A 19,319-nucleotide genomic window follows, 5' to 3' on the forward strand; every position below is an offset into this window, starting at 1 on the left:
TACTGGTTCCCGGTTTACCCACCCCGGGTAGTCCTTTCTTGTTGTCCTCCCCCCCCCCCCCCCCCCCCCCCGGACCCGTGCCCGGCGCAGCCGCCGCCCGGCGCCGCACGTCCGTAGGAACGAGAGACGAGATGACCACCACCGCCACCGCGCCCCGAGCGCGCACGAGGGGGAGGCTCGTCGACCGCTCGCTCGTCGTCGGGATCGTCGTCGTCGCGCTCCTGCTCGTCGCCTCGCTGCTCACGGGGGAGTACGACCTCTTCGGCGACAACCCGACGGACGTCGACATGTTCGCCATCACCCGCGTGCCCCGGACGATCGCGCTCGTCCTCTCGGGCGCCGCGATGGCCATGTGCGGGCTCATCATGCAGCTGCTCACCCAGAACCGGTTCGTCGAGCCCACGACCACGGGAACCACGGAATGGGCCGGCCTCGGCCTGCTGACCGTGATGATCCTGTTCCCCGGCGCGAGCATCCTCGGCCGGATGACCGGGGCCGTCATCTTCGCGTTCGTCGGTACGATGATCTTCTTCCTCTTCCTGCGGCGCGTCTCGCTCACGACCTCCCTCATCGTCCCGATCGTCGGGATCATGCTCGGCGCGGTCATCGGTGCCGTCTCCACCTTCGTCGCGCTGACGACCGACATGCTGCAGAACCTCGGCGTCTGGTTCGCCGGGAGCTTCACCTCGGTGCTGCGCGGCCAGTACGAGCTGCTGTGGATCGTCGCGCTCGTCGGCGTCGCCGTGTTCGTCGTGGCCGACCGCTTCACTGTGGCCGGCCTCGGCGAGGAGATCTCGACGAGCGTCGGGCTCAACTACAACCGGATCATCCTGCTCGGCACCACCCTCGTCGCGATCGCCACCGGGGTGGTGACCGTCGTCGTCGGGAACCTGCCCTTCCTCGGGCTCATCGTCCCCAACATCGTCTCGATGATCCGGGGGGACGACCTGCGCTCCAACCTGCCGTGGGTGTGCCTGCTCGGCATCGGCGTGGTCACCGTGTGCGACCTCATCGGCCGGACGATCATCTCCCCGTTCGAGGTGCCGGTCTCGCTCGTGCTCGGTGTGGTCGGCTCGATCGCGTTCATCGCGCTCCTCCTGAGGCAGCGTCGCCGTGGCTGAGGCGGCGACGACCCCTGGCACCGCGACCGCCGGCGCGACCGCCCTCGCGACCGGGAAGGACGACGTGACGACCGACTCGACGGCGCACCGCACCGCACGCCCGACCGTGGACGCGTCAGCGCCGTCGGCCGCGCCCGGATCCGCGAGCAGCGCCGCCCGCACCACCCCGCGGAGGGCCGGCGCGTTCCAGACGGGCCGCCAGCGGCTGCGGTACTGGCTCGTGCTGTCGCTGATGATCGTCCTGTCCTTCGGCTTCGGCTTCGGCCTGCTGGCCTACGACAACCCGATCCCGATCTCCGACGACCGGTTCTGGATCATCGCGAAGATGCGCGCCACCGACGTCGTCGTCATGGCCCTCGTGGCCACGTGCCAGGCGGTCGCGACCGTCGCGTTCCAGACGGTGACGAACAACCGCATCATCACGCCGTCGATCATGGGTTTCGAGTCCCTCTACGTCGCCGTGCAGACCTCGGCGGTGTACTTCCTCGGCGTGGCCGGCGTCGTCGCGGTCCAGGGCGTTCCCCAGTTCGCCCTGCAGGTCGCCCTCATGGTGCTGTTCGCGATGTTCCTCTACGGCTGGCTGCTGTCGGGGAGGTACGCGAACCTGCAGGTCATGCTGCTCGTCGGCATCATCATCGGCGCCGGACTCGGCTCGGTGTCGACCTTCATGCAGCGCCTGCTGACCCCCAGCGAGTTCGACGTCCTCACCGCGCGGCTGTTCGGCTCCGTGACGAACGCCGACGAGAGCTACCTCCCGCTCGCGATCCCGCTCTGCCTGGTCGGTACGGTCGGCATCCTCCTGCGGTCCCGACGGCTCAACGTCGTCGCGCTCGGCCGCGACATCAGCATGGGACTCGGCGTCAACCACCGGGCCGAGATCATCAAGGTGCTCTTTCTCGTCTCGATCCTCATGGCCGTCTCCACCGCGATGATCGGCCGGATGACGTTCCTCGGCTTCCTCGTGGCGACGCTCGCCTACCAGTTCTCCGGCACCCACGACCACCGGTACACGCTGCCGATGGCGGGACTCACCGGTTTCGTCGTCCTCTCCGGCGCCTACTTCGTCATGCGCAACATCTTCTCGGCCGCGGGCGTCGTCTCGATCCTCATCGAGTTCGTCGGCGGCATCGTCTTCCTCGTCGTCATCCTGCGAAAGGGCCGCCTGTGATCACGCTCGACGACGTCCGCAAGGAGTACAGCTCCGAGGTGACGATCGGACCGGTCTCCCTGACGATCCCCGCCTGCGGCGTCACCGCTCTCGTCGGCCCCAACGGCGCCGGCAAGTCGACGACGCTGACGATGATCGGCCGTCTGCTCGGCATGGACTCCGGCGCCATCGAGATCGCCGGGTACGACGTGGCGAGCACGAAGTCCCGCGACCTCGCGAAGATCGTGTCGGTGCTGCGCCAGGAGAACCACTTCATCACCCGGCTCACGGTCCGCCAGCTCGTGGGGTTCGGCCGCTTCCCCTACACGCAGGGGCGCCTGACGACGAAGGACGAGGAACTCGTCAGCCAGGCCATCGACTTCCTCCAGCTCGGGGACCTCGAGGGCCGCTACCTCGACCAGCTCTCCGGCGGGCAGCGCCAGCGCGCCTACGTGGCGATGGTCCTCGCGCAGGACACGGAGTACGTGCTCCTCGACGAGCCGCTCAACAACCTCGACATGAAGCACTCGGTGCAGATGATGAAGCACCTGCGCCGGGCGGCGACCGAGCTGGGCCGCACGGTCGTCATCGTGCTGCACGACATCAACTTCGCCGGGAAGTACGCCGACCACATCTGCGCGATGAAGGACGGCGCTGTCTGCGACTTCGGCCCGTCCGAGGAGATCATGACCGACGAGGTCCTCACCCGCGTCTTCGACACCCCCGTGCGGGTCATCGACGGCCCGGACGGCAGGCTCGCCGTCTACTACTGACGACGACGAGGGTCGCCCGGAGAGGGGACGGGCCCGCCACTCCCGCCCGACGACGACGAACGGCCCGACCCGTGCGGGCCGCGTCGCCTCAGCGGACCCGCACGACAGCGACGCCTGGGCCCGCGATCGTCACGCCGCCGTCCGCCACGCTCGTCGAGTCCGGGTCCCACGCGAGCAGGAGCTCGGCGGCCGGGCTGTCGGCGCCGGTGGTCGCCGCGTCGTCGCTCGTGGCCCCGGAGTCGTCAGCGATGGTCGACGCCGTCCCGTCGAACGGCACCGTCACCTGCGCGTCGGCCGTGACCGCGACGACCGCGATGCGGCCGCGCGTCATGCGGAGCCAGCCGGCGTCGTCGTCGGTCTCGACGGCGGTCGCCGTGCGGTCGCCCGAGGCGAGGTCCGGCTCGGCGCGGCGCAGCGCGGCGGCGGCCGTGTAGAAGGCGCGCATGCGGCGGCCGCGCTCGGTGCCGGCCTCGGCGCGGTCGAGGACGGAGGCGTCCCTCGTGGCCGGGTCCTGCGGGTCCGGCACCTCGGGCTCGGAGCCGTCGGCGCCCCACCCGTGGCGGGCGAACTCGGCGCGGCGACCCTCGCTCACCGCGCGGCCGAGGTCCGGGTCCACGTGGTCGGTGAAGAACTGGAACGGGGCGCGCGAGCCCCACTCCTCACCCATGAACAGCATCGGCGTGTAGGGGGAGAGCAGGACGAGGGCCGCGGAGATCGCGAGAGCGCCGTCGGGCAGCGCCTCGCTCGGCCGGTCGCCGACGGCGCGGTTGCCGACCTGGTCGTGGTCCTGGGAGAAGACGACGAACCGGTGGCCGTCGACGTCGTCCGCCACCGGGCGGCCCCAGTCCTGCTCACGGAAGGTCGACCACCCGCCGTCGTGCACGAACACGCGCGTGAGCGCGTGGGCGAGCGTCGCCCCCTCGCCGAAGTCGACGTAGTAGCCGTCGCGCTCGCCGGTGAGCCACGCGTGGAGGGCGTGGTGGACGTCGTCCACCCACTGCGCGTCCATGCCGCGGCCGCCCTCGGCGGTCGGGGTGACCATCGAGTCGTCGTTGAGGTCGGACTCCGCCACGAGCGTGCGCGGCAGGCCGAGGTCCCGCCCGAGGGCGTGCGTCCGGTCGGCCAGCTCGGCGAGCAGGTGGTACCCGGAGGAGTCTGCGATCGCGTGGACGGCGTCGAGGCGCAGGGCGTCGACGTGGAAGTCGTCGAGCCAGCGCAGCGCGTTCTCGAGGAAGAAGGCGCGAACCTCGGCCGAGTGCTCGCCGTCGAGGTCGGGGCCCGAGCCCCAGGGCGTCTCGTGCCGGTCGGTCACGTAGTCGGCGAACACGCCGAGGTAGTTGCCGTCGGGACCGAGGTGGTTGTAGACGACGTCGAGGCACACGCCGAGACCGAGCCCGTGCGACGCGTCGACGAAGCGCTGGAGCGCCGCCGGCCCGCCGTAGGAGTCCTGGACGGCGTAGAGCCCGACCCCGTCGTAGCCCCAGCCGTGCGTGCCGGGGAAGGCCGCGAGGGGCATGAGCTCGACCATCGTCACGCCGAGGTCCACCAGCTCGGACAGGTGGGCGATCGCGGCGTCGAGCGTGCCCTCGTGGGTGAAGGTGCCGACGTGCAGCTCGTAGATCACCGACCCGGGCAGCGGGACCCCGGCGAACCCGGCGTCCGTCCACGTGAAGGCGGACGGGTCGAACAGGCGGGACGGGCCGTGCACGCCGTCCGGCTGGTGGGCGGAGCGGGGGTCGGGGACCGGGTCGCCGCCGTCGCGGGAGAACCGGTAGTCCGTGCCGGCCGGGAGCGGGGCGTCCGTGGTCCACCAGCCGCCGGAGCGGCGGGTGAGAGCGGTGCGCGCGGCGGTGTCGTCGTCGGAGGTCGTGGTCGCTCCGGGCTGGTGGTCGGCACCTCCACCCTCGACGACCAGCTCGATCGCACTCGCGCCCGGCGACCACACCGCCGGGACGAGCGGGTGGCGCACGAGGGCGTCGGTGGCGGCGTCGCGGTCCCCGAGCGGGGGGAGCGCGGCCGGAGCGGCGTCGGCGGTGGTGCCGGCGCCGGCGGAGCTGCCGGCGGAGCGGTGCGAGGAGCGGTCGGCGGTCACGCGGAGGCCTCCAGGACGGCGACGGGACGGTCGGCGAGAAGATCGGCGAGCAGGACGGAACCGCCCTCGTAGCGGGCCCCGGACAGGACGTCGGTCCATGTCCCGTCGGGCAGGACGACGGTGTGCTCGCGGAACCCGCCGAGCGCGCGCAGGCCCTCGGTCAGGCGGGTGGCCACCGTGACGGCCCGGGGTTCGCCGTCGAGCGTGCGGGTCAGCGCCACCGCGTGCTGCGTCGTGGTCGGCAGCGGGGCGTAGCCCGACCGCGGTCCGACGAACGCCTCGGGGACGCGACGGCGCAGCCGGAGCACCGCCGCCGTGAGGGAGAGCTTCTCCTCGCCGAGGCCCACCGGGGCGCGGCCCGCGTCGAGCTCGGCGAGTGTGGCCGCGATCGCGTCGTGGTCGACCGGCCGGCGGTTGTCGGGGTCCACGAGGGAGTCCATGAGGAGCTCGGAGCCCTGGTAGACGTCCGCCACGCCGAGGAGGGTGAGCTGGAGCGCCTTGGTCGCCAGCACCGACGTGCGCAGCGAGTGGGCGGTGGACTCGACCCACCCGGCGAACGCCTCGCGGACGGTGGAGTCGCCGGTCGCCGAGGTGACCCAGGCGACGAGCGCCTCCTCGCCCGCCGTGTCCTGGTCCGTCCACGTGGTCCACGTCTTCTGCTCGCGGACGGCCTTGAGGAGGTAGTCGGTGAGCCTCTCGTCCGCGATCGGTCCCTCGGGGCCCCACGTGCCGGCCAGCGTCTGCCACACGAGGTTCTCCGTGCGGCCGTCGAGGTTCGGCGGGCGGTGCTCGGCGGTGACCTCGCGCAGGTGGGTGACGAGCGTGCGCCACGCCTCGGCGTGCTCGGAGATCAGCCCGATGCGGGCGCGGACGTCCTCGCTCCGCTTCGTGTCGTGGGTCGAGCCGTTCGTCATCGTGGCGGGCCAGAACATCTGCGCGCGGCCGGCCCAGGCGTGCAGCTCGTCCACGGAGAGCGCGGGCCGGTGCGGGGCGCCGCCGACCTCGTTGAGGGAGAGGAGGTGCGTCCAGCGGTAGTAGGTCGTGTCCTCGACGCCCTTGGCCGTCACCGCGCCGCAGACCTGCTGGAACCGCACGACGATCTCGTCGCGGCGCGCCTCCCGGGTCCGGCCGGCGGACCCGACCTCGCGGCCGAGGACCAGGTCGACGACGACGTCGAGGGTCTCGTGACGATCCGCGTCCAGGCGCTCCCGGGCGGCCGCGGCGGCGTGCTCGACGAGCTCGACGGACTCCGGGGGCGCGACCTCGCCGGGGACGACGTAGGCGCGGTATCGGTGCAGCGCGACGACGAGCTCGCGCGCGCAGTCGAGCAGCGGTCGGAACGAGTGGTCACGCAGGCGTACGTCGTCGTCGCAGACGTCGGAGAGCAGGGTGGCGAGGCGGTGGACCTCGGCGTAGAGGGAGCCGTCGACGATCTGGTGCTTGGCCTCGTCACGGACGGCGTCGTAGTCGCCGGGGGAGTCGCCGGCGATCTGCTGCATGAGGGCGCCCGCGGTCGCCAGGCCCGACGGGTCGATCTGGATCCCGTGCAGGCGCCACGCCGCGTCGTAGCCGGTCGTGCCCGCCACCGGCCAGTCGCCGGGCAGCTCCTCGTCGTGCTCGAGGATCTTCTCGGCCACGACCCAGGCGCCGCCGGTGGCCTCGTGCAGCCGCCGGAAGTATCCGCGCGGGTCGGCGAGGCCGTCCGGGTGGTCGACCCGCAGGGCGTCGATCACCCCGCCGTGGAGGAGCTCGAGGAGGAGCGCGTGGGTCGCGTCGAACACGTCGTCGTCCTCGACCCGGATCGCGGCGAGCGACCCGACGTCGAAGAACCGCCGGTAGTTGAGCTCCTCGTCGGCGACCTTCCAGTAGGCGAGCCGGTAGAACTGCCGGTCGAGCAGGTCGGCGAGCGGGAGCTGCTCGGTGCCGGCTCGCACCGGGAGCACGTGGTCGTAGTAGGTGAGGACGTGCTGCTCGCCCGCCTCCTCCTGCCCCGGGACGACGGCGGTGGTCAGCTCGATCTCCCCGTCGGCGAGCGCCGCGCCGATCCGCCGGCCGAGCACGGGCATGAGGACGCCGTCCCCGCCCTCGGACAGGTCGACGTCGAACCACGACGCGTAGGGGGAGTCCGGACCGTGCGTGAGGACCGACCACAGCGCGCGGTTGTGCCAGACGGGGGTCGGCACCGCCATGTGGTTGGGCACGAGGTCGACGACGACGCCCATCCCGCGCTCGTGCGCCGCCGCCGCGAGGCGCTCGAGGCCGTCGCGACCGCCGAGGGTGGCGGAGATCGTCGTGTGGTCGACGACGTCGTACCCGTGGGTCGAGCCCGGTGCCGCCGTGAGGACGGGGGAGAGGTAGAGGTCGGTGACGCCGAGGGTGTCGAGGTTGCCCAGCTGCGCGGCGACGTCGTCGAACGTGAGGTCGGCGCCGAGCTGGAGCCGGTAGGTGCTCACCGGGGTGCGGCGGCCGGGCCCGGGAAGGTGCCCGATGCTCGCGGCCCGGGCGTCGTCGTCGGCCGTGGTGCTGACGGCCGTGCTGTCGGTGGACTCGATGTCCGGTCTCACGTGGGTCCTCCGGGTCGTCGACGGTCACCCCAGTCTGCCCGCTCGGGGGCGGACGTGCTGGCCGATCCGGGACGGACGTGCTGGCCGGCCCGGGGCGGACGTGCCCGCGGGTCACTCGGGGGTGTCGGCGGCCAGCTCCTCCGGGTCGGGCAGGGCGGCGTCGTCGGGCTCGTCGGCGGTGACCGCCGTCTGTCGGCGCCCGCCCGCCCAGGCCGGGGAGGTCGGGATGCGACCGGTGACGGTGCGTGCCACGCCGTCGGCCGGGGCCGCCTCGCGCGAGCCCTGCGGGCTGAGGAGCACGAGCGTCGACCGGGCGACGACGGTGATCTGGGACCCGGCCACGAGCTCGCCGAGCTGCGCGCGCTCCCCGGCGGAGTCGAGCGCGACCGTCCAGGTCGGCCCCCACTCCGCGAGCGGCAGCGTGACGAGGGCGTCCTCGTGAGAGGCGTTGAGGACGATGAGGAGCGAGTCGTCGACGATGCGCTCGCCGCGCGAGTCGGGCTCGGCGATGGCCTCGCCGTTGAAGAAGCAGACGATCGTCTTGTTGTCGCCGCCCCACTCGTGGTCCGCCATCGGCGCGCCGTCGGGGGCGAACCAGGCGAGGTCGGGCAGGCCGTCGGGCGACTCGGCGAGCGGCTCGCCGGTGAGGAAGCGGCGGCGGCGCAGCACCGGGTGCTCGAGGCGGAACTCGACGAGCTCGCGGGTGAACCCGAGGAGATGCTGTGCGTCGTCGTCGAGGTCCCAGTCCACCCAGGACGTCTCGTTGTCCTGGCAGTAGACGTTGTTGTTGCCGCCCTGGGTGCGGCCGATCTCGTCGCCGTGGGAGATCATGGGCACGCCCTGGCTGAGCAGCAGGGTCGTGAGCATGTTCCGCTGCTGGCGGGCGCGCAGGGCGTTGACGGCAGGGTCGTCGGTCGGTCCCTCGACCCCGCAGTTCCACGACCGGTTGTGCGACTCGCCGTCGCGGTTGTCCTCGCCGTTGGCCTCGTTGCGCTTCTCGTGGTAGCTGACGAGGTCGCGCATCGTGAAGCCGTCGTGCGCGGTGACGAAGTTGATCGACGCCACGGGGCGGCGGCCGGAGTGCTCGTAGAGGTCCGACGAGCCGGACAGCCGGTAGGCGAGGTCGCCGAGGGTGCCGGGCTCGCCGCGCCAGTAGTCGCGCACCGTGTCCCGGTACTTGCCGTTCCACTCGGTCCACAGGGGCGGGAAACCGCCGACCTGGTAGCCGCCCTCGCCCACGTCCCACGGCTCGGCGATGAGCTTGGCCTGGGAGATGATCGGGTCCTGCTGGATGATGTCGAAGAACGAGGAGAGCTTGTCGACCTCGTGAAGCTCGCGGGCCAGCGTCGAGGCGAGGTCGAACCGGAACCCGTCGACGTGCATCTCCTGGACCCAGTACCGCAGCGAGTCCATGATCAGCTGGAGCGTGTGCGGGCTGCGCATGTACAGCGAGTTACCCGTGCCGGTCGTGTCGAAGTAGTGCGCCTCGTCGCCGTGGACCAGCCGGTAGTACTGCGGGTTGTCGATGCCGCGGAAGCTGAGGGTCGGGCCCATGTGGTTGCCCTCGGCGGTGTGGTTGTAGACGACGTCGAGGATGACCTCGATGTTCGCCTCGTGCATCGCCTTGACGAGGGTCCGGAACTCGTCGACCTGCTCGCCCCGGCTGCCCTGCGAGGAGTAGGCGTTGTGCGGGGCGAAGAACCCGATCGTGTTGTAGCCCCAGTAGTTGGACAGCCCGCGCTCGACCAGGTGGGGGTCCTGGACGAACTGGTGGACCGGCATGAGCTCGACCGCCGTCACGCCGAGCGAGGTGAGGTGCTCGATGATCGAGGGGTGAGCGAGACCGGCGTAGGTGCCGCGCTGCTCCTCGGGGACGTCGGGGTGCAGGCGCGTGAGTCCCGCGACGTGCGTCTCGTAGATGACCGAGTCGTGGTACTCGTGGCCCGGCGGACGGTCGTTGCCCCAGTCGAAGAACGGGTTGACGACGACCGAGACCATCGTGTGGCCCAGCGAGTCCTGCGGGGCGAACCGGCTCGGGTCGGCGAAGTCGTAGGAGAAGAGCGACTGGTGGCCGTCGATCTGCCCGTCCACCGCCTTGGCGTAGGGGTCGAGGAGGAGCTTGGTCGGGTCGCAGCGCAGGCCGCGGGAGGGTTCCCAGGGGCCGTGCACGCGGAAGCCGTAGCGCTGACCGGGGCGGACGCCGGGGAAGTAACCGTGCCAGACGTGCGCGTCGACCTCCGTCAGGTCGACGCGGACCTCGGAGTTGTCGTCGTCGACGAGGCAGAGCTCGACCCGGTCGGCGACCGTCGAGAAGAGGGCGAAGTTGGTGCCGGCGCCGTCGAACGTGGCCCCGAGGGGATAAGGGTGGCCTGGCCAGTGCTGCATGGGCTCAAGAGTGGCATGCCCGGCGGTGGGGGTCGCGCGGACCCCCCGACGATGCGCGGATGCTCACAGGGGTGGGTCCGACGTGGAAAGCGGTGCCGGTGCCCCGGGTGGGGCTGACGGGGGAGGTGGTGGATGTGGGGCGTGTGGGTGGTTGCGTGGGCGTGTGGTCGCGTGCTCGTTCCGGTGGAGCCTCGCTCGCGCATCGCCGGCTAGTCGCGGCCCGACGCTTCCCCACGCGCGACGCAACACCTCTTGCGCTCGAACAGATGTTCGAGTATGTTGGGTGGTAGGTCAGGACGAGGGGGTGGGGGCAGTGCACGGAAGCACGACGACGATCGACGGCGCGGTGCCGGACTCTGCATCCTCCGTGCTCGAGCGTGTCCTGTCGGCGCAGATCGAGGCCTGGCTCGCCGAACGTGCCGCCGTGGCAGCGGGAGACCGCTCGGCGGATTGCGCTGCGCACCGAGGCCCGGCCGGTGGAGATCCCACTCACGGATACCCGGCAGTGGGGGAGCCTCTGTCGGCGTCCCCCGAGGACGAGCTCGGACCCGGCTCAAGAGCGGGCGTCGAGCGGACCGGTGGGCCCGGTCGCGTGGCACGACTCGACGAGCCTCCGACCTACGTGGCAGTGCCCGGCTCGGTCCCTTCCGACGACGAACGGCAGATGCACGAGGCGCCGGTCGCGGCCGATGCGCCGGACGGCGCAGCAGGGGGCGGGCCACGGGCGGTCCTCGAGGAGCTGGCCGCTCTGGTCGACGAGTTGGCGGGCGCCCGATGGCAGGACCTGAATCAGGCCGAGGCGATGTCGGCACTTGATCTGGTCGAACAGGTCGAGCGTGGAGTTGTCGCTGCCCGGGCGGCGGTGACCGCCAAGGTGGAGTCCGACGGGATGTGGGCGCTGGACGGGCAGCGCACGTTCAAGGTGTGGCTGCGGGACCGGACGGGGACGAACGCCGCGGAGTCCGGCCGGCGGGTGCGGCAGGCCCGGGTGCTCCGGGACCACCTTCCGCGTGCGCGGGCGTCGCTCGCGGCCGGGCGCATCAGTGCGGAGCACGCCGCGATCCTCGTCCGGGAGACCCAGTCGACCTCGACGCTGCGCCACCAGCTCACCTACGGCGAGCCGGGGGAGGAGTACCTCGTCGAGCAGGCTGAGCTCATGCATGCCCAGGACTTTGCGAAGCTCGTCGCCGCCTGGAAGGTGCGCGCCGATCCCGAAGGAGCGGGCAAGGCATGGCGGGACGCCGATGCGCGCGAGGAGCTGACGATCAGCCCCACCACTGACGGCTACCACGTGGCGGGGTGGTTGGACGAGCTCTCCGGACAGGTCGTGACGACCGCTCTCGCGGCGCACGCGGGCCGCAAGGGTGCGGACGACGACCGCACGTCCGCTCAGCGCCGCGCCGGTGCTCTTGTCGCACTCGCGCACCAGTCGCTCGATGCCGGGCTGCAGCAGGCGGGCGCGAAGGTGCGTCCGCACATCACCGTCACGGTGAGCCTGGAGACGATGCAGGCGCTGGCTGCGGCGACCGGCTCGGTGATCCCGCCGGAGGCGGCCACGGCGGGATGGGCCGCGAGGACCGGGCTCAACGGCAGCCGCGAGGTCGCTCGTCGGCTCCCGCCGAACCGGATCATCTCGGGCGTCGCCGCCGGCACGACCCTGACCGCGCCTGGTGGTCCCCGATGCGTCGACGATCGCCCGCTCGAACATGACAACCCGGATGCGGGCCCGAGCGCCGGCATGTCGGCCGGGCTCGATCCGGCCGGCGACTCTCCACCAGGCACCGATCCCGCCGGCGACTCTCCACCGGGCACCGATCCGCCCGGCGACTCTCCACCGGGCACCGATCCGCCCGGCGACTCTCCACCAGGCACCGATCCGCCCGGCGGTTGGCCTCCCGGAGCCGATCCGGTCCCGGGCGGCCGGGAGGGCGATGACGGCGCGCCCGTGCTCGACGATCCTCACGGCAATCTGGTCGATGCGTTCGGACTCCCCCTCGACCGGGGGCCGGGTGCGTCGTCGGAGCTCGACCTGTCCGATCGCGCACGCGAGTGGATGCAGGCGTGGGAGCCTGGGGACGATCACGTCATATCGACGGCGATCGATCACGACGTCCTCCAAGGGACGGAGCCGGCGAGGCTGGCCGACGGCACGCCGATCCCGCCGTCGATGCTTGCCCGCCTCGCGTGCGGATCGTCGTTCATGCGCGTGATCTTCGGACCGGAGTCCACCGTCCTCGACGTCGGACGGGAACAACGGATTCACCCTGCCCACATGACGCGGGCCATCCACGCCAGGGACGGACACTGCCAGTACCCGGGCTGCGACGAGCCCCCCGCGTTCGGGGAGGTCCACCACTCCCAGCAGTGGATGCGGGACAACGGACCGACCGACGTCGAGCATGGTGTCCTGCTGTGCTGGCACCACCACGACCTCGTGCACACCCGCGAGATCACGATCGTCCGCACCCGTGGTCAGTGGCGCTTCCACGACCGGTTCGGACAGGAGATCACGGCCTCGGGCGTCCGGCCCGGTTTCGGATACGGCATCGATGAGGCCGAGGGCATCGAGGGCGTCGAAGGCGCAGACGGCGCCTGACTGCACCTGCCGGCGCGGCGTCGTCACGGCCGGTGGTGCGACGCATGGTGAGCGAAACAGGCGCCACACCCGGCGCAGCGCCGTCACCATCGGCTGCGTGACCGCGGAGCTACCGACGCACGTGACGCACGAGCGTCCAGGCTCCCGGCAGCACGAGCGCGGCGGCCACTGGCCTACCGACGTACGCGACGCACGAGCGTCCAGGCTCCCGGCAGCACGAGCGCGGCGGCCGCGGCCTTGATGACGTCGCCGACGAGGAAGGGCACGACACCGAGGCTGAGTCCGGTGGCGAGGTCGACGTCGAGGAAGGTCATGAGCCACGGCACGCCGACGGCGTAGATGGTCACCGTCGAGGCGACGGCGAGGCCCGCTGTCCCGACGACCGAGCGGTCGGCCCGGCGCCGTGCGAGCGCGCCGACGAGCACCGCGGCCACGAGGTAGCCGAGCACGTAGCCGTACGACGCGGACGCCCAGCCCGACCCGAACTCGGCGAACATTGGAGCGCCCAGCGTCCCCGCGACCACGTACAGGACGATGCTCGCCGCAGCCCGCATCGGGCCCAGGGCGGCACCCGTGACCAGGACCGCGAACGTGGCGAGGGAGACCGGCACGGGCGTGAACGGGAGCGGTACGGCGATCCAGCCGGCCACCGTGACGAACGCGGTACCGGCGAGCACCAGTGCGACGTCCCGGACACGCGCACCCGGGAGCAGGTCGGCCAGCACGGGTGAGCGGCGTTCGAACGGTACGGCGGTCATCGCTTCTCCTTCATCGACCGGGCGGAGCGCCCGGTGGGCCCCGGCAGCATCGCAGGTCGGGGCGGATGACCGCACCCGTCGTCCCAGGTGCGGACGTGAGAGGACCGTCTGCGCGGATGACCGCTGTGACTTTCGCCGTTAAATGGCGGGGTTTCGTCGACGCTCGGTGGCGGCCAGCGATGGCTTCGGTTCCGCAAGCCGATCCCCAGCAAATCCGCCGTAAACTGAGATGATGACGGCCTGTGGCTCCCTCACCGAGGGACCGAAAGGGGAACTGCGATGGCCGACAAGAAGAACATTCACACGGTGCCGACCGACGATGGGTGGGCAAACCGTCGTGAGGGTGCAAAGCGCGCCTCAAGCACGCACGACACGAAGGCTGAGGCGCAGGCAGCGGGCCGCGCGACGGCGAAGAAGGATCACGTCGAGCACCTGGTTCACAAGAAGGACGGCACGATCGGAGAGCGCAACTCGTACGGCAACGACCCCCACCCCCCGAAGGGCTGAGCCACGCGGGCATCGCCGCAAGGCCTTCACCGGGACGAATTGCGGTGACAGCCGGCCTCAGTCCCCGCTTGGCCGGCGTCATCCCGTAAGACCCGCCCAAGAAAACGCCCGGTGAAGGGACGCTAACCGGTGACACTGGAGGGGTGAGTGAACTCTCAAGATCGGCTACGCCCGCGTCTCCACCAACGAACAGGGCCTCACGGCCCAGCGCACCGGCCTGGGAGCCCTCGGCGTGCCGGCCGATCGTATCTACGTCGACCATGGCCTGACCGGCACCACGCGAGCAAGGCCGGGTCTGCGTGAGGCCCTGGCTGCATGCCGGTCTGGCGACACCCTCGTGGTGACCAAGCTCGACCGGCTTGCCCGCTCCGTCCCTGACGCTCGTGACATCGTCGCCGAACTGACCGCCCGCGGTGTCCGCCTACAGCTCGGCGCCTCTGTGCACGACCCGACCGATCCCGTCGGTCGGCTGCTGTTCAACGTCTTGGCAATGGTGGCCGAGTTCGAGGCCGACTTGATCCGTGCCCGCACCCGCGAGGGCATGGCGGTGGCGAAGGCCAAGGGCCGGCTGCGAGGCAAGAAGCCCAAGCTCACAGCCCGTCAGGAAGCACACTTGGTCTCCTTGGCGCGTGCCGGCGAGTACACCACAAGCGAACTGGCCGAACTGTTTAACGTCGGCCGCTCCACCGTCTACCGGGCTATTCAGCGTGCCGGCGGTCTTCACCCCACTGCCGTCACCGAGGGCTGAACCCACCGCCCGGGACCCCACCGTCTCCGGGGGGCCGCTCAAGATGTGGCAGTCGTTTCCGGCCCCGCCGGCGTCTGCCGTGCACGCTGCTCCGCCAGCGTCCGTCGGAGGCGGGTCGTCCGGATGCCGAGGACGATCAGGTCATCGCGAATGCGTTGGAAGGTCGCCCCGCTGCGGGTCAGTGCGGTGAGGGTGGTCCACCGCGGCCACCGCTGGAGCGCCCCGGGATCAGATCGGAGACCACGCCTTGCCCCTCGCGCCACCGACGCAGCTAGACCTAGACCTGACGGCGCGAGATGCCCAGTTGCTCGGCAGCCGCCTCCACCGTCTCCTCACCGGCCGTCCCGGCCTCGGTTAACCGCCCGATCACCTCCGCCCGGCGCACCGCAACTGCCCACACCTCATCGGGGACGGTCAACAGACCACGCTCAGGAAGCCGGACCTCATCGACCGCTTCGTCGTCGTGCACAGGACTATGGAATAACCAACTCACCGTGCACACCGGTACGGACACGCCGGGCGATCAAACTCCTCTGCACACTACCCCGAACTCCTTGGGATGAGGTCTAGGCGCGATGGACATTCTTCCAGCGGCACTGCCCGGCACCACAGATCAGACTTCCCCCATCCGTGCAGAGGACCCCATTGACCGCAGTAACTGCTATCGGTACGGTGACATGACTACGTCATGAGATCGGCTTTCCGCAGCGTTGCGACCCGCCACTGTGGTCGGGTGCCGCATGGATGCGGTGAGCTTGGCCCGGTAGTCTTCATGACACGGCAGCGCCGAGGGGGACGAACATGCCGAACGATAGAGATCGCGGACTCACGAGAATTATCACGGAGTTGGACGGCAATCCCGCCGGGGATGTGTTTGCTCGGCCAGTTAGTGCGGGTCGAGCAAAGAAGCGTCGAGCATTTGGCCCTTTGCTGATCGTCCTTTTCGTGCTAGCAATGGCTGTCGCTCCGGTAGCACAGGCTGCGACTTACCAGTACTACGCCAACGCAATCGCGACGCCGCAGGATACCGTGCGAGTCTCGCCGGCTCGCCCCACTATTAGCGGTGGAACTGCCGAGACTGCCGTGTTTGACGTCGGCAGTCCAACGGTTACGCATATCACTACCTATTACGATCATCCCGGATACTCCGTGGTTGCTAGGAGCTCCGGTGACGGATACCCGCACCGGATGACGCACGCGTCGGTTGCGTATGCGCGACAGAATTGTTCCTGGACTTGGCCGTACGCCTCTGGGGATATTGGCAATCTGGCATTGACGTGCGCTACTAGGAACTAAGACTTGACCAAATGCACTTCGAAGAAGGGGACCGTCGTGAGACACAAGAATGGACTGGCTGTCGCTGGTGTCGTCGGGCTGGCTGCGACCGTCATTGCCGTACCAGCGTCTGGAGCGGACGACTCGGTACGCGTGATCGATGATGTTGCGGAAGCGTTGTCGCTGCCTCAGTCGGCAAGTGATGCTCCTCCGGAACCGGTTCGGTTGGATGAACTGGGCGACATCATTCCTGACTCGGTTCGGTTGGTGGAAAGTGATGAAATCGGGTCCTACTGGATTGGGCAGACTTCTAGCGATGACATCTGCCTTTTTGTGCATATTCCGGGTGGGGTTGAAGTCGCGGCATCAGCATGTGCATCCCTGCCGCAATTTTATCAGAGTGGCCTCGGTTTGACGGCTTCAGAGGGGGATGACGACCCGTATAGAGCGGTAGAGGCGTACCTCGTACCGGACAACGTAGATGTGCAGGAATTTAGCATCGGCGAGGAACCTCTGGGCCCAGCGGCGGAGAGTAGAATTGCAAATCTCATAATTGTTCCACCGGAGCACAGGGGGACGCTTGAGTCGACCGACCTGCCGTTGGATAGTGGTGAGTTGTTCTCATTCACACCGATCCCACGTGAAGGGTGAGCTAGGTGCGGGCTAATATGCAGGGACGTTCCTCAGCAGGAAGGGTTTCCGTAGCGGTTTTTGGAATATTCTCGTTCATACTAGGAACCTTCGCCGTAGGCATGCCGGTGGCAAATGCTGCGACTTTCCAATATGCGCATTCGATTGACACTCCGGCTGGTCTGAATCGCGATTCTGGGCAGCGACCGAGCATCACGGGCGGCATAGCCGAACTGGGCATCGGGGTCGGCAATATCCGTATCGAAACGTACTACCCGGCCCCAGGATTTACGTCAGTGGCCTCGGCGACCAGTGCCGGTGCGGTGCCCGCTAGGGTAAGCCACGACCGCGCTTATGATGCCCGTAGTCGTTGCCGCTGGACCATTGACAACACTGGCGGTTCGGCGGAGATATCGTGCTGGGTAGTCTATTAGTTCGGCGAAGAAGGCAGAGGTTGTTGTGACGGTACGTTACCGAGCTTTCTTGAAAACTGTTTTCAGCGCTGCTGCAGGAGGCGCAGTGGCTATCATCCTGGTGCTCGCTACTGGATTTTTCGAGATTCAGATCATGGGACTGTCCCAAGGGGGGGTATACGGGCTGGACAATACTCTCGTTGGCGTGAAGTCTCCCGAAACCCCGGTCCTGCAGATAAGCGCACTGGCGTCGATCAACGTGCTTGCGCTGGTCTCCGTGGTCGGCATCATCGCTCGTGGCTCGCAGGCCCTGCGCTGGTCGTTCGCTGTCGTGTTCTTGGTCGTCGTATCGACGCTGATCGTGTGGTCGTACCTCATCCCTAACGCGATCGAGCACGAGCTCAACCTGGGGGTGCAGCCCGGATGGTTGGGCTGGATCCAATGGGGTGGGTCAAGCCCGGCCGTGCACGTCACACTCCTGGCCGTCGTTGTTTTCTCCTGGCTGCTGTTTCGGATCCTTGCTGGGCAGGACAGCCTGGGCCGGGCGAAGAGCCAGGTGCCCGTTCATGATGGTGAGGGGTAGCCGGGACGGCGTAGATCGACGAGTAGTGCTCGGCTCGCTCGCGGGACTACTCCCTTTGGCACCCGGTAAGCCGTCAGGCGGACTTCATCAGTCCGCGCCGTTGCCACCTGCCCCAACACTGACGTGCTCGGCCAGGGAGGCGAGCCGACACGATGCCCCGGCCCTGCTGGGCACCGAGGTCGTCTGGATCCTGCAAACCGTCAGCCTGCTCCCTCGGCCAACCGTGATCGACAATGTCATGCTCCCCGCCCTCGCGCAGGGCTCGCCGGCGCCAGCCATAGCAGGTGTGCACGAGAATGCCAGTCAACTACCGGGAAGGATGCTGTCCATCAAACCCGGTACTTGACACCTGCCACCACACTGTTGCGCTGGGGTGTACCCCAGCAAGACCAATCCCGTGTAGGGGACTGCTGCACGGACAGGTGACATCTGATCTGTGGTGCCGAGGGGCACCGCTGGAAGGATGTGCACTGTGCCCAAGCCCTACCCGTCCGAGTTCCGCGACGACGTCGTGCGCGTCGCGAGGAACCGTGAGCCAGGTCAGCATCTGAAGCAGATCGCGGCCGACTTCGGGATCAGCGAGTCGTGCCTGACGAACTGGTTGAAGACCGCGGACGTCGAGGACGGTGTCAAGCCCGGTGCGACCGCGGCAGACACCGCCGAACTGCGAGAGGCCAAGAAGCGGATCCGGCTGCTGGAGCAGGAGAACGAGGTCCTGCGCCGGGCAGCCGCCTACCTCTCGCAGGCCAACCTGCCGGGAAAATGATGTACCCGCTCGTCCGCGAGCTGGCCGACGGCGGGATCCCCGTCACGGTGACGTGCCGGGTATTGAAGATCGCGCGTCAGCCCTACTACCGCTGGCGCACCACCCCAGTCACTGACACCGAGCTCAAGCAGGCCTACCGCGCCAACGCACTGTTCGCTGCTCACCGCGACGATCCGGAGTTCGGTTACCGGTTCCTGGTCGACGAAGCACGCGAAGCCGGGGAGCCCATGGCCGAGCGGACCGGGTGGCGGATCTGCTCGCAGCAGGGCTGGTGGAGCGCGTTTGGTAAGAAGCGTGGCAAGAACGGCAAGAGTCCCGGCCCGCCGGTCCACGACGACCTGTGCGCTGTGATCGACGACAAGGGCAGGATCCGGCACGAGTTCACCGCCGAGGGCCCCAACGAGCTGTGGCTCACCGACATCACCGAGCACTGGACACGCGAAGGCAAGCTCTACGTCTGCGCTCTCAAGGACGTCTACTCCAACCGAATCGTGGGCTACTCCATCGACTCCCGGATGAAGTCCCGCCTGGCGGTGGCGGCGCTCAACAACGCCGTCGCCCGTCGCGGTGACGTCACCGGCTGCATCGTGCACAGCGACAGAGGATCGCAATTCCGGAGCAGGAAATTCGTCCACGCTCTCAACCGACACGCCATGGTCGGATCGATGGGCCGCGTCGGTGCAGCCGGCGACAACGCCGCCATGGAGAGCTTCTTCAGCCTGCTGCAGAAGAACGTCCTCGACCGCCGTACCTGGGCCACTCGCGAGGCACTACGAATCGCCATCGTCACCTGGATCGAGAAGACCTACCACCGGCGCCGCCGACAAGACGCCCTCGGCCGATTGACCCCCATCGAGTACGAGGCCATCATGACCGCGCCAGCCACGCAGGCTGCGTGACCCAACCTGTCACCAATCCGTGCAGCAGTCCCTAGCACACATCCCTGTGGCTTGCGCCGTTC

At 69.3% G+C, this 19,319-nt stretch carries 14 protein-coding genes; 9 read left to right on the forward strand and 5 right to left on the reverse strand.

What is annotated here, in order from left to right; all coding sequences use genetic code 11:
• Window positions 1-131 precede the first annotated feature (131 nt).
• The 3 genes from ACPYO6_RS02835 (at window position 132) to ACPYO6_RS02845 (ending at window position 3,041) form a co-directional block, all read left to right on the forward strand.
• Window positions 132-1,121, forward strand: coding sequence for an ABC transporter permease (locus tag ACPYO6_RS02835; RefSeq protein ID WP_425713379.1), 990 nt, complete (start codon window positions 132-134; stop codon window positions 1,119-1,121).
• A 106-nt stretch (window positions 1,122-1,227) separates the two neighbouring features.
• Window positions 1,228-2,289, forward strand: a complete 1,062-nt coding sequence (locus ACPYO6_RS02840) for an iron chelate uptake ABC transporter family permease subunit (RefSeq protein WP_425713494.1) — start codon at window positions 1,228-1,230, stop codon at window positions 2,287-2,289.
• A complete protein-coding gene (locus ACPYO6_RS02845; RefSeq protein WP_425713380.1) occupies window positions 2,286-3,041 on the forward strand; it encodes an ABC transporter ATP-binding protein in 756 nt (251 codons plus the stop codon). Before ACPYO6_RS02840 ends, ACPYO6_RS02845 begins: the two co-directional genes overlap by 4 nt.
• A gap of 88 nt (window positions 3,042-3,129) precedes the next feature.
• Here the strand turns inward: ACPYO6_RS02845 and treZ are convergent, their stop codons facing one another.
• The 3 genes from treZ to glgX form a co-directional block, all read right to left on the reverse strand.
• Complete coding sequence (gene treZ / locus ACPYO6_RS02850; protein ID WP_425713495.1) at window positions 3,130-5,010, reverse strand: malto-oligosyltrehalose trehalohydrolase; 1,881 nt, start codon at window positions 5,008-5,010, stop codon at window positions 3,130-3,132.
• A gap of 119 nt (window positions 5,011-5,129) precedes the next feature.
• Entirely contained in the window at window positions 5,130-7,697 is a 2,568-nt protein-coding gene (gene treY, locus ACPYO6_RS02855) for a malto-oligosyltrehalose synthase (protein WP_425713381.1), read from the reverse strand.
• 111 nt (window positions 7,698-7,808) lie between these two features.
• A complete protein-coding gene (gene glgX, locus ACPYO6_RS02860; protein WP_425713382.1) occupies window positions 7,809-10,082 on the reverse strand; it encodes a glycogen debranching protein GlgX in 2,274 nt (757 codons plus the stop codon).
• A gap of 622 nt (window positions 10,083-10,704) precedes the next feature.
• On the opposite strand from glgX, the gene ACPYO6_RS02865 reads away from it, so the two are divergent.
• Window positions 10,705-12,678 carry a DUF222 domain-containing protein gene (locus ACPYO6_RS02865; protein ID WP_425713383.1) on the forward strand — a complete coding sequence of 658 codons (1,974 nt, stop codon included), beginning with the start codon at window positions 10,705-10,707 and terminating at the stop codon, window positions 12,676-12,678.
• 173 nt (window positions 12,679-12,851) lie between these two features.
• Here the strand turns inward: ACPYO6_RS02865 and ACPYO6_RS02870 are convergent, their stop codons facing one another.
• Window positions 12,852-13,436 (reverse strand): biotin transporter BioY, encoded by a 585-nt coding sequence (locus ACPYO6_RS02870; RefSeq protein ID WP_425713384.1) that lies wholly within the window; start codon window positions 13,434-13,436, stop codon window positions 12,852-12,854.
• A gap of 279 nt (window positions 13,437-13,715) precedes the next feature.
• Here ACPYO6_RS02870 and ACPYO6_RS02875 point away from each other — a divergent pair, with 279 nt between their 5' ends.
• Both ACPYO6_RS02875 and ACPYO6_RS02880 read left to right on the forward strand, forming a co-directional pair.
• The gene (locus ACPYO6_RS02875) at window positions 13,716-13,943 is read left to right on the forward strand and encodes a DUF2188 domain-containing protein (protein ID WP_425713385.1); all 228 of its coding nucleotides are present in this window, start codon (window positions 13,716-13,718) and stop codon (window positions 13,941-13,943) included.
• A 160-nt stretch (window positions 13,944-14,103) separates the two neighbouring features.
• Complete coding sequence (locus ACPYO6_RS02880; RefSeq protein WP_425713496.1) at window positions 14,104-14,691, forward strand: recombinase family protein; 588 nt, start codon at window positions 14,104-14,106, stop codon at window positions 14,689-14,691.
• 277 nt (window positions 14,692-14,968) lie between these two features.
• On the opposite strand, the gene ACPYO6_RS02885 is transcribed toward ACPYO6_RS02880, so the two are convergent.
• Window positions 14,969-15,160: a hypothetical protein gene (locus ACPYO6_RS02885; protein WP_425713386.1), complete on the reverse strand. Its 192-nt coding sequence runs from the start codon at window positions 15,158-15,160 to the stop codon at window positions 14,969-14,971.
• A gap of 863 nt (window positions 15,161-16,023) precedes the next feature.
• Here ACPYO6_RS02885 and ACPYO6_RS02890 point away from each other — a divergent pair.
• From ACPYO6_RS02890 to ACPYO6_RS02900, 3 genes are all read left to right on the forward strand, one after another.
• Window positions 16,024-16,617 (forward strand): hypothetical protein, encoded by a 594-nt coding sequence (locus tag ACPYO6_RS02890; protein WP_425713387.1) that lies wholly within the window; start codon window positions 16,024-16,026, stop codon window positions 16,615-16,617.
• A 498-nt stretch (window positions 16,618-17,115) separates the two neighbouring features.
• Window positions 17,116-17,592, forward strand: coding sequence for a hypothetical protein (locus ACPYO6_RS02895; protein WP_425713388.1), 477 nt, complete (start codon window positions 17,116-17,118; stop codon window positions 17,590-17,592).
• Between the two features lie 472 nt (window positions 17,593-18,064).
• A protein-coding gene (locus ACPYO6_RS02900; RefSeq protein ID WP_425713389.1) for an IS3 family transposase occupies window positions 18,065-19,257 on the forward strand; the annotation gives its coding sequence in 2 pieces (ribosomal slippage) (window positions 18,065-18,349 and window positions 18,352-19,257; 1,191 coding nt in all).
• Window positions 19,258-19,319 lie beyond the last annotated feature (62 nt).

The sequence above is a fragment of the Georgenia sp. Z1344 genome (assembly GCF_049856295.1).
In the GTDB taxonomy this organism is placed as follows: domain Bacteria; phylum Actinomycetota; class Actinomycetes; order Actinomycetales; family Actinomycetaceae; genus JB111.

Bases quoted from the DNA above. Each gene is read 5' to 3' on its own strand.
- ACPYO6_RS02835 (WP_425713379.1), top strand. From the start codon at position 132: ATGACCACCACCGCCACCGCGCCCCGAGCGCGCACGAGGGGGAGGCTC.
- glgX (WP_425713382.1), bottom strand. From the start codon at position 10,082: ATGCAGCACTGGCCAGGCCACCCTTATCCCCTCGGGGCCACGTTCGAC.
- ACPYO6_RS02870 (WP_425713384.1), bottom strand. From the start codon at position 13,436: ATGACCGCCGTACCGTTCGAACGCCGCTCACCCGTGCTGGCCGACCTG.
- ACPYO6_RS02875 (WP_425713385.1), top strand. From the start codon at position 13,716: ATGGCCGACAAGAAGAACATTCACACGGTGCCGACCGACGATGGGTGG.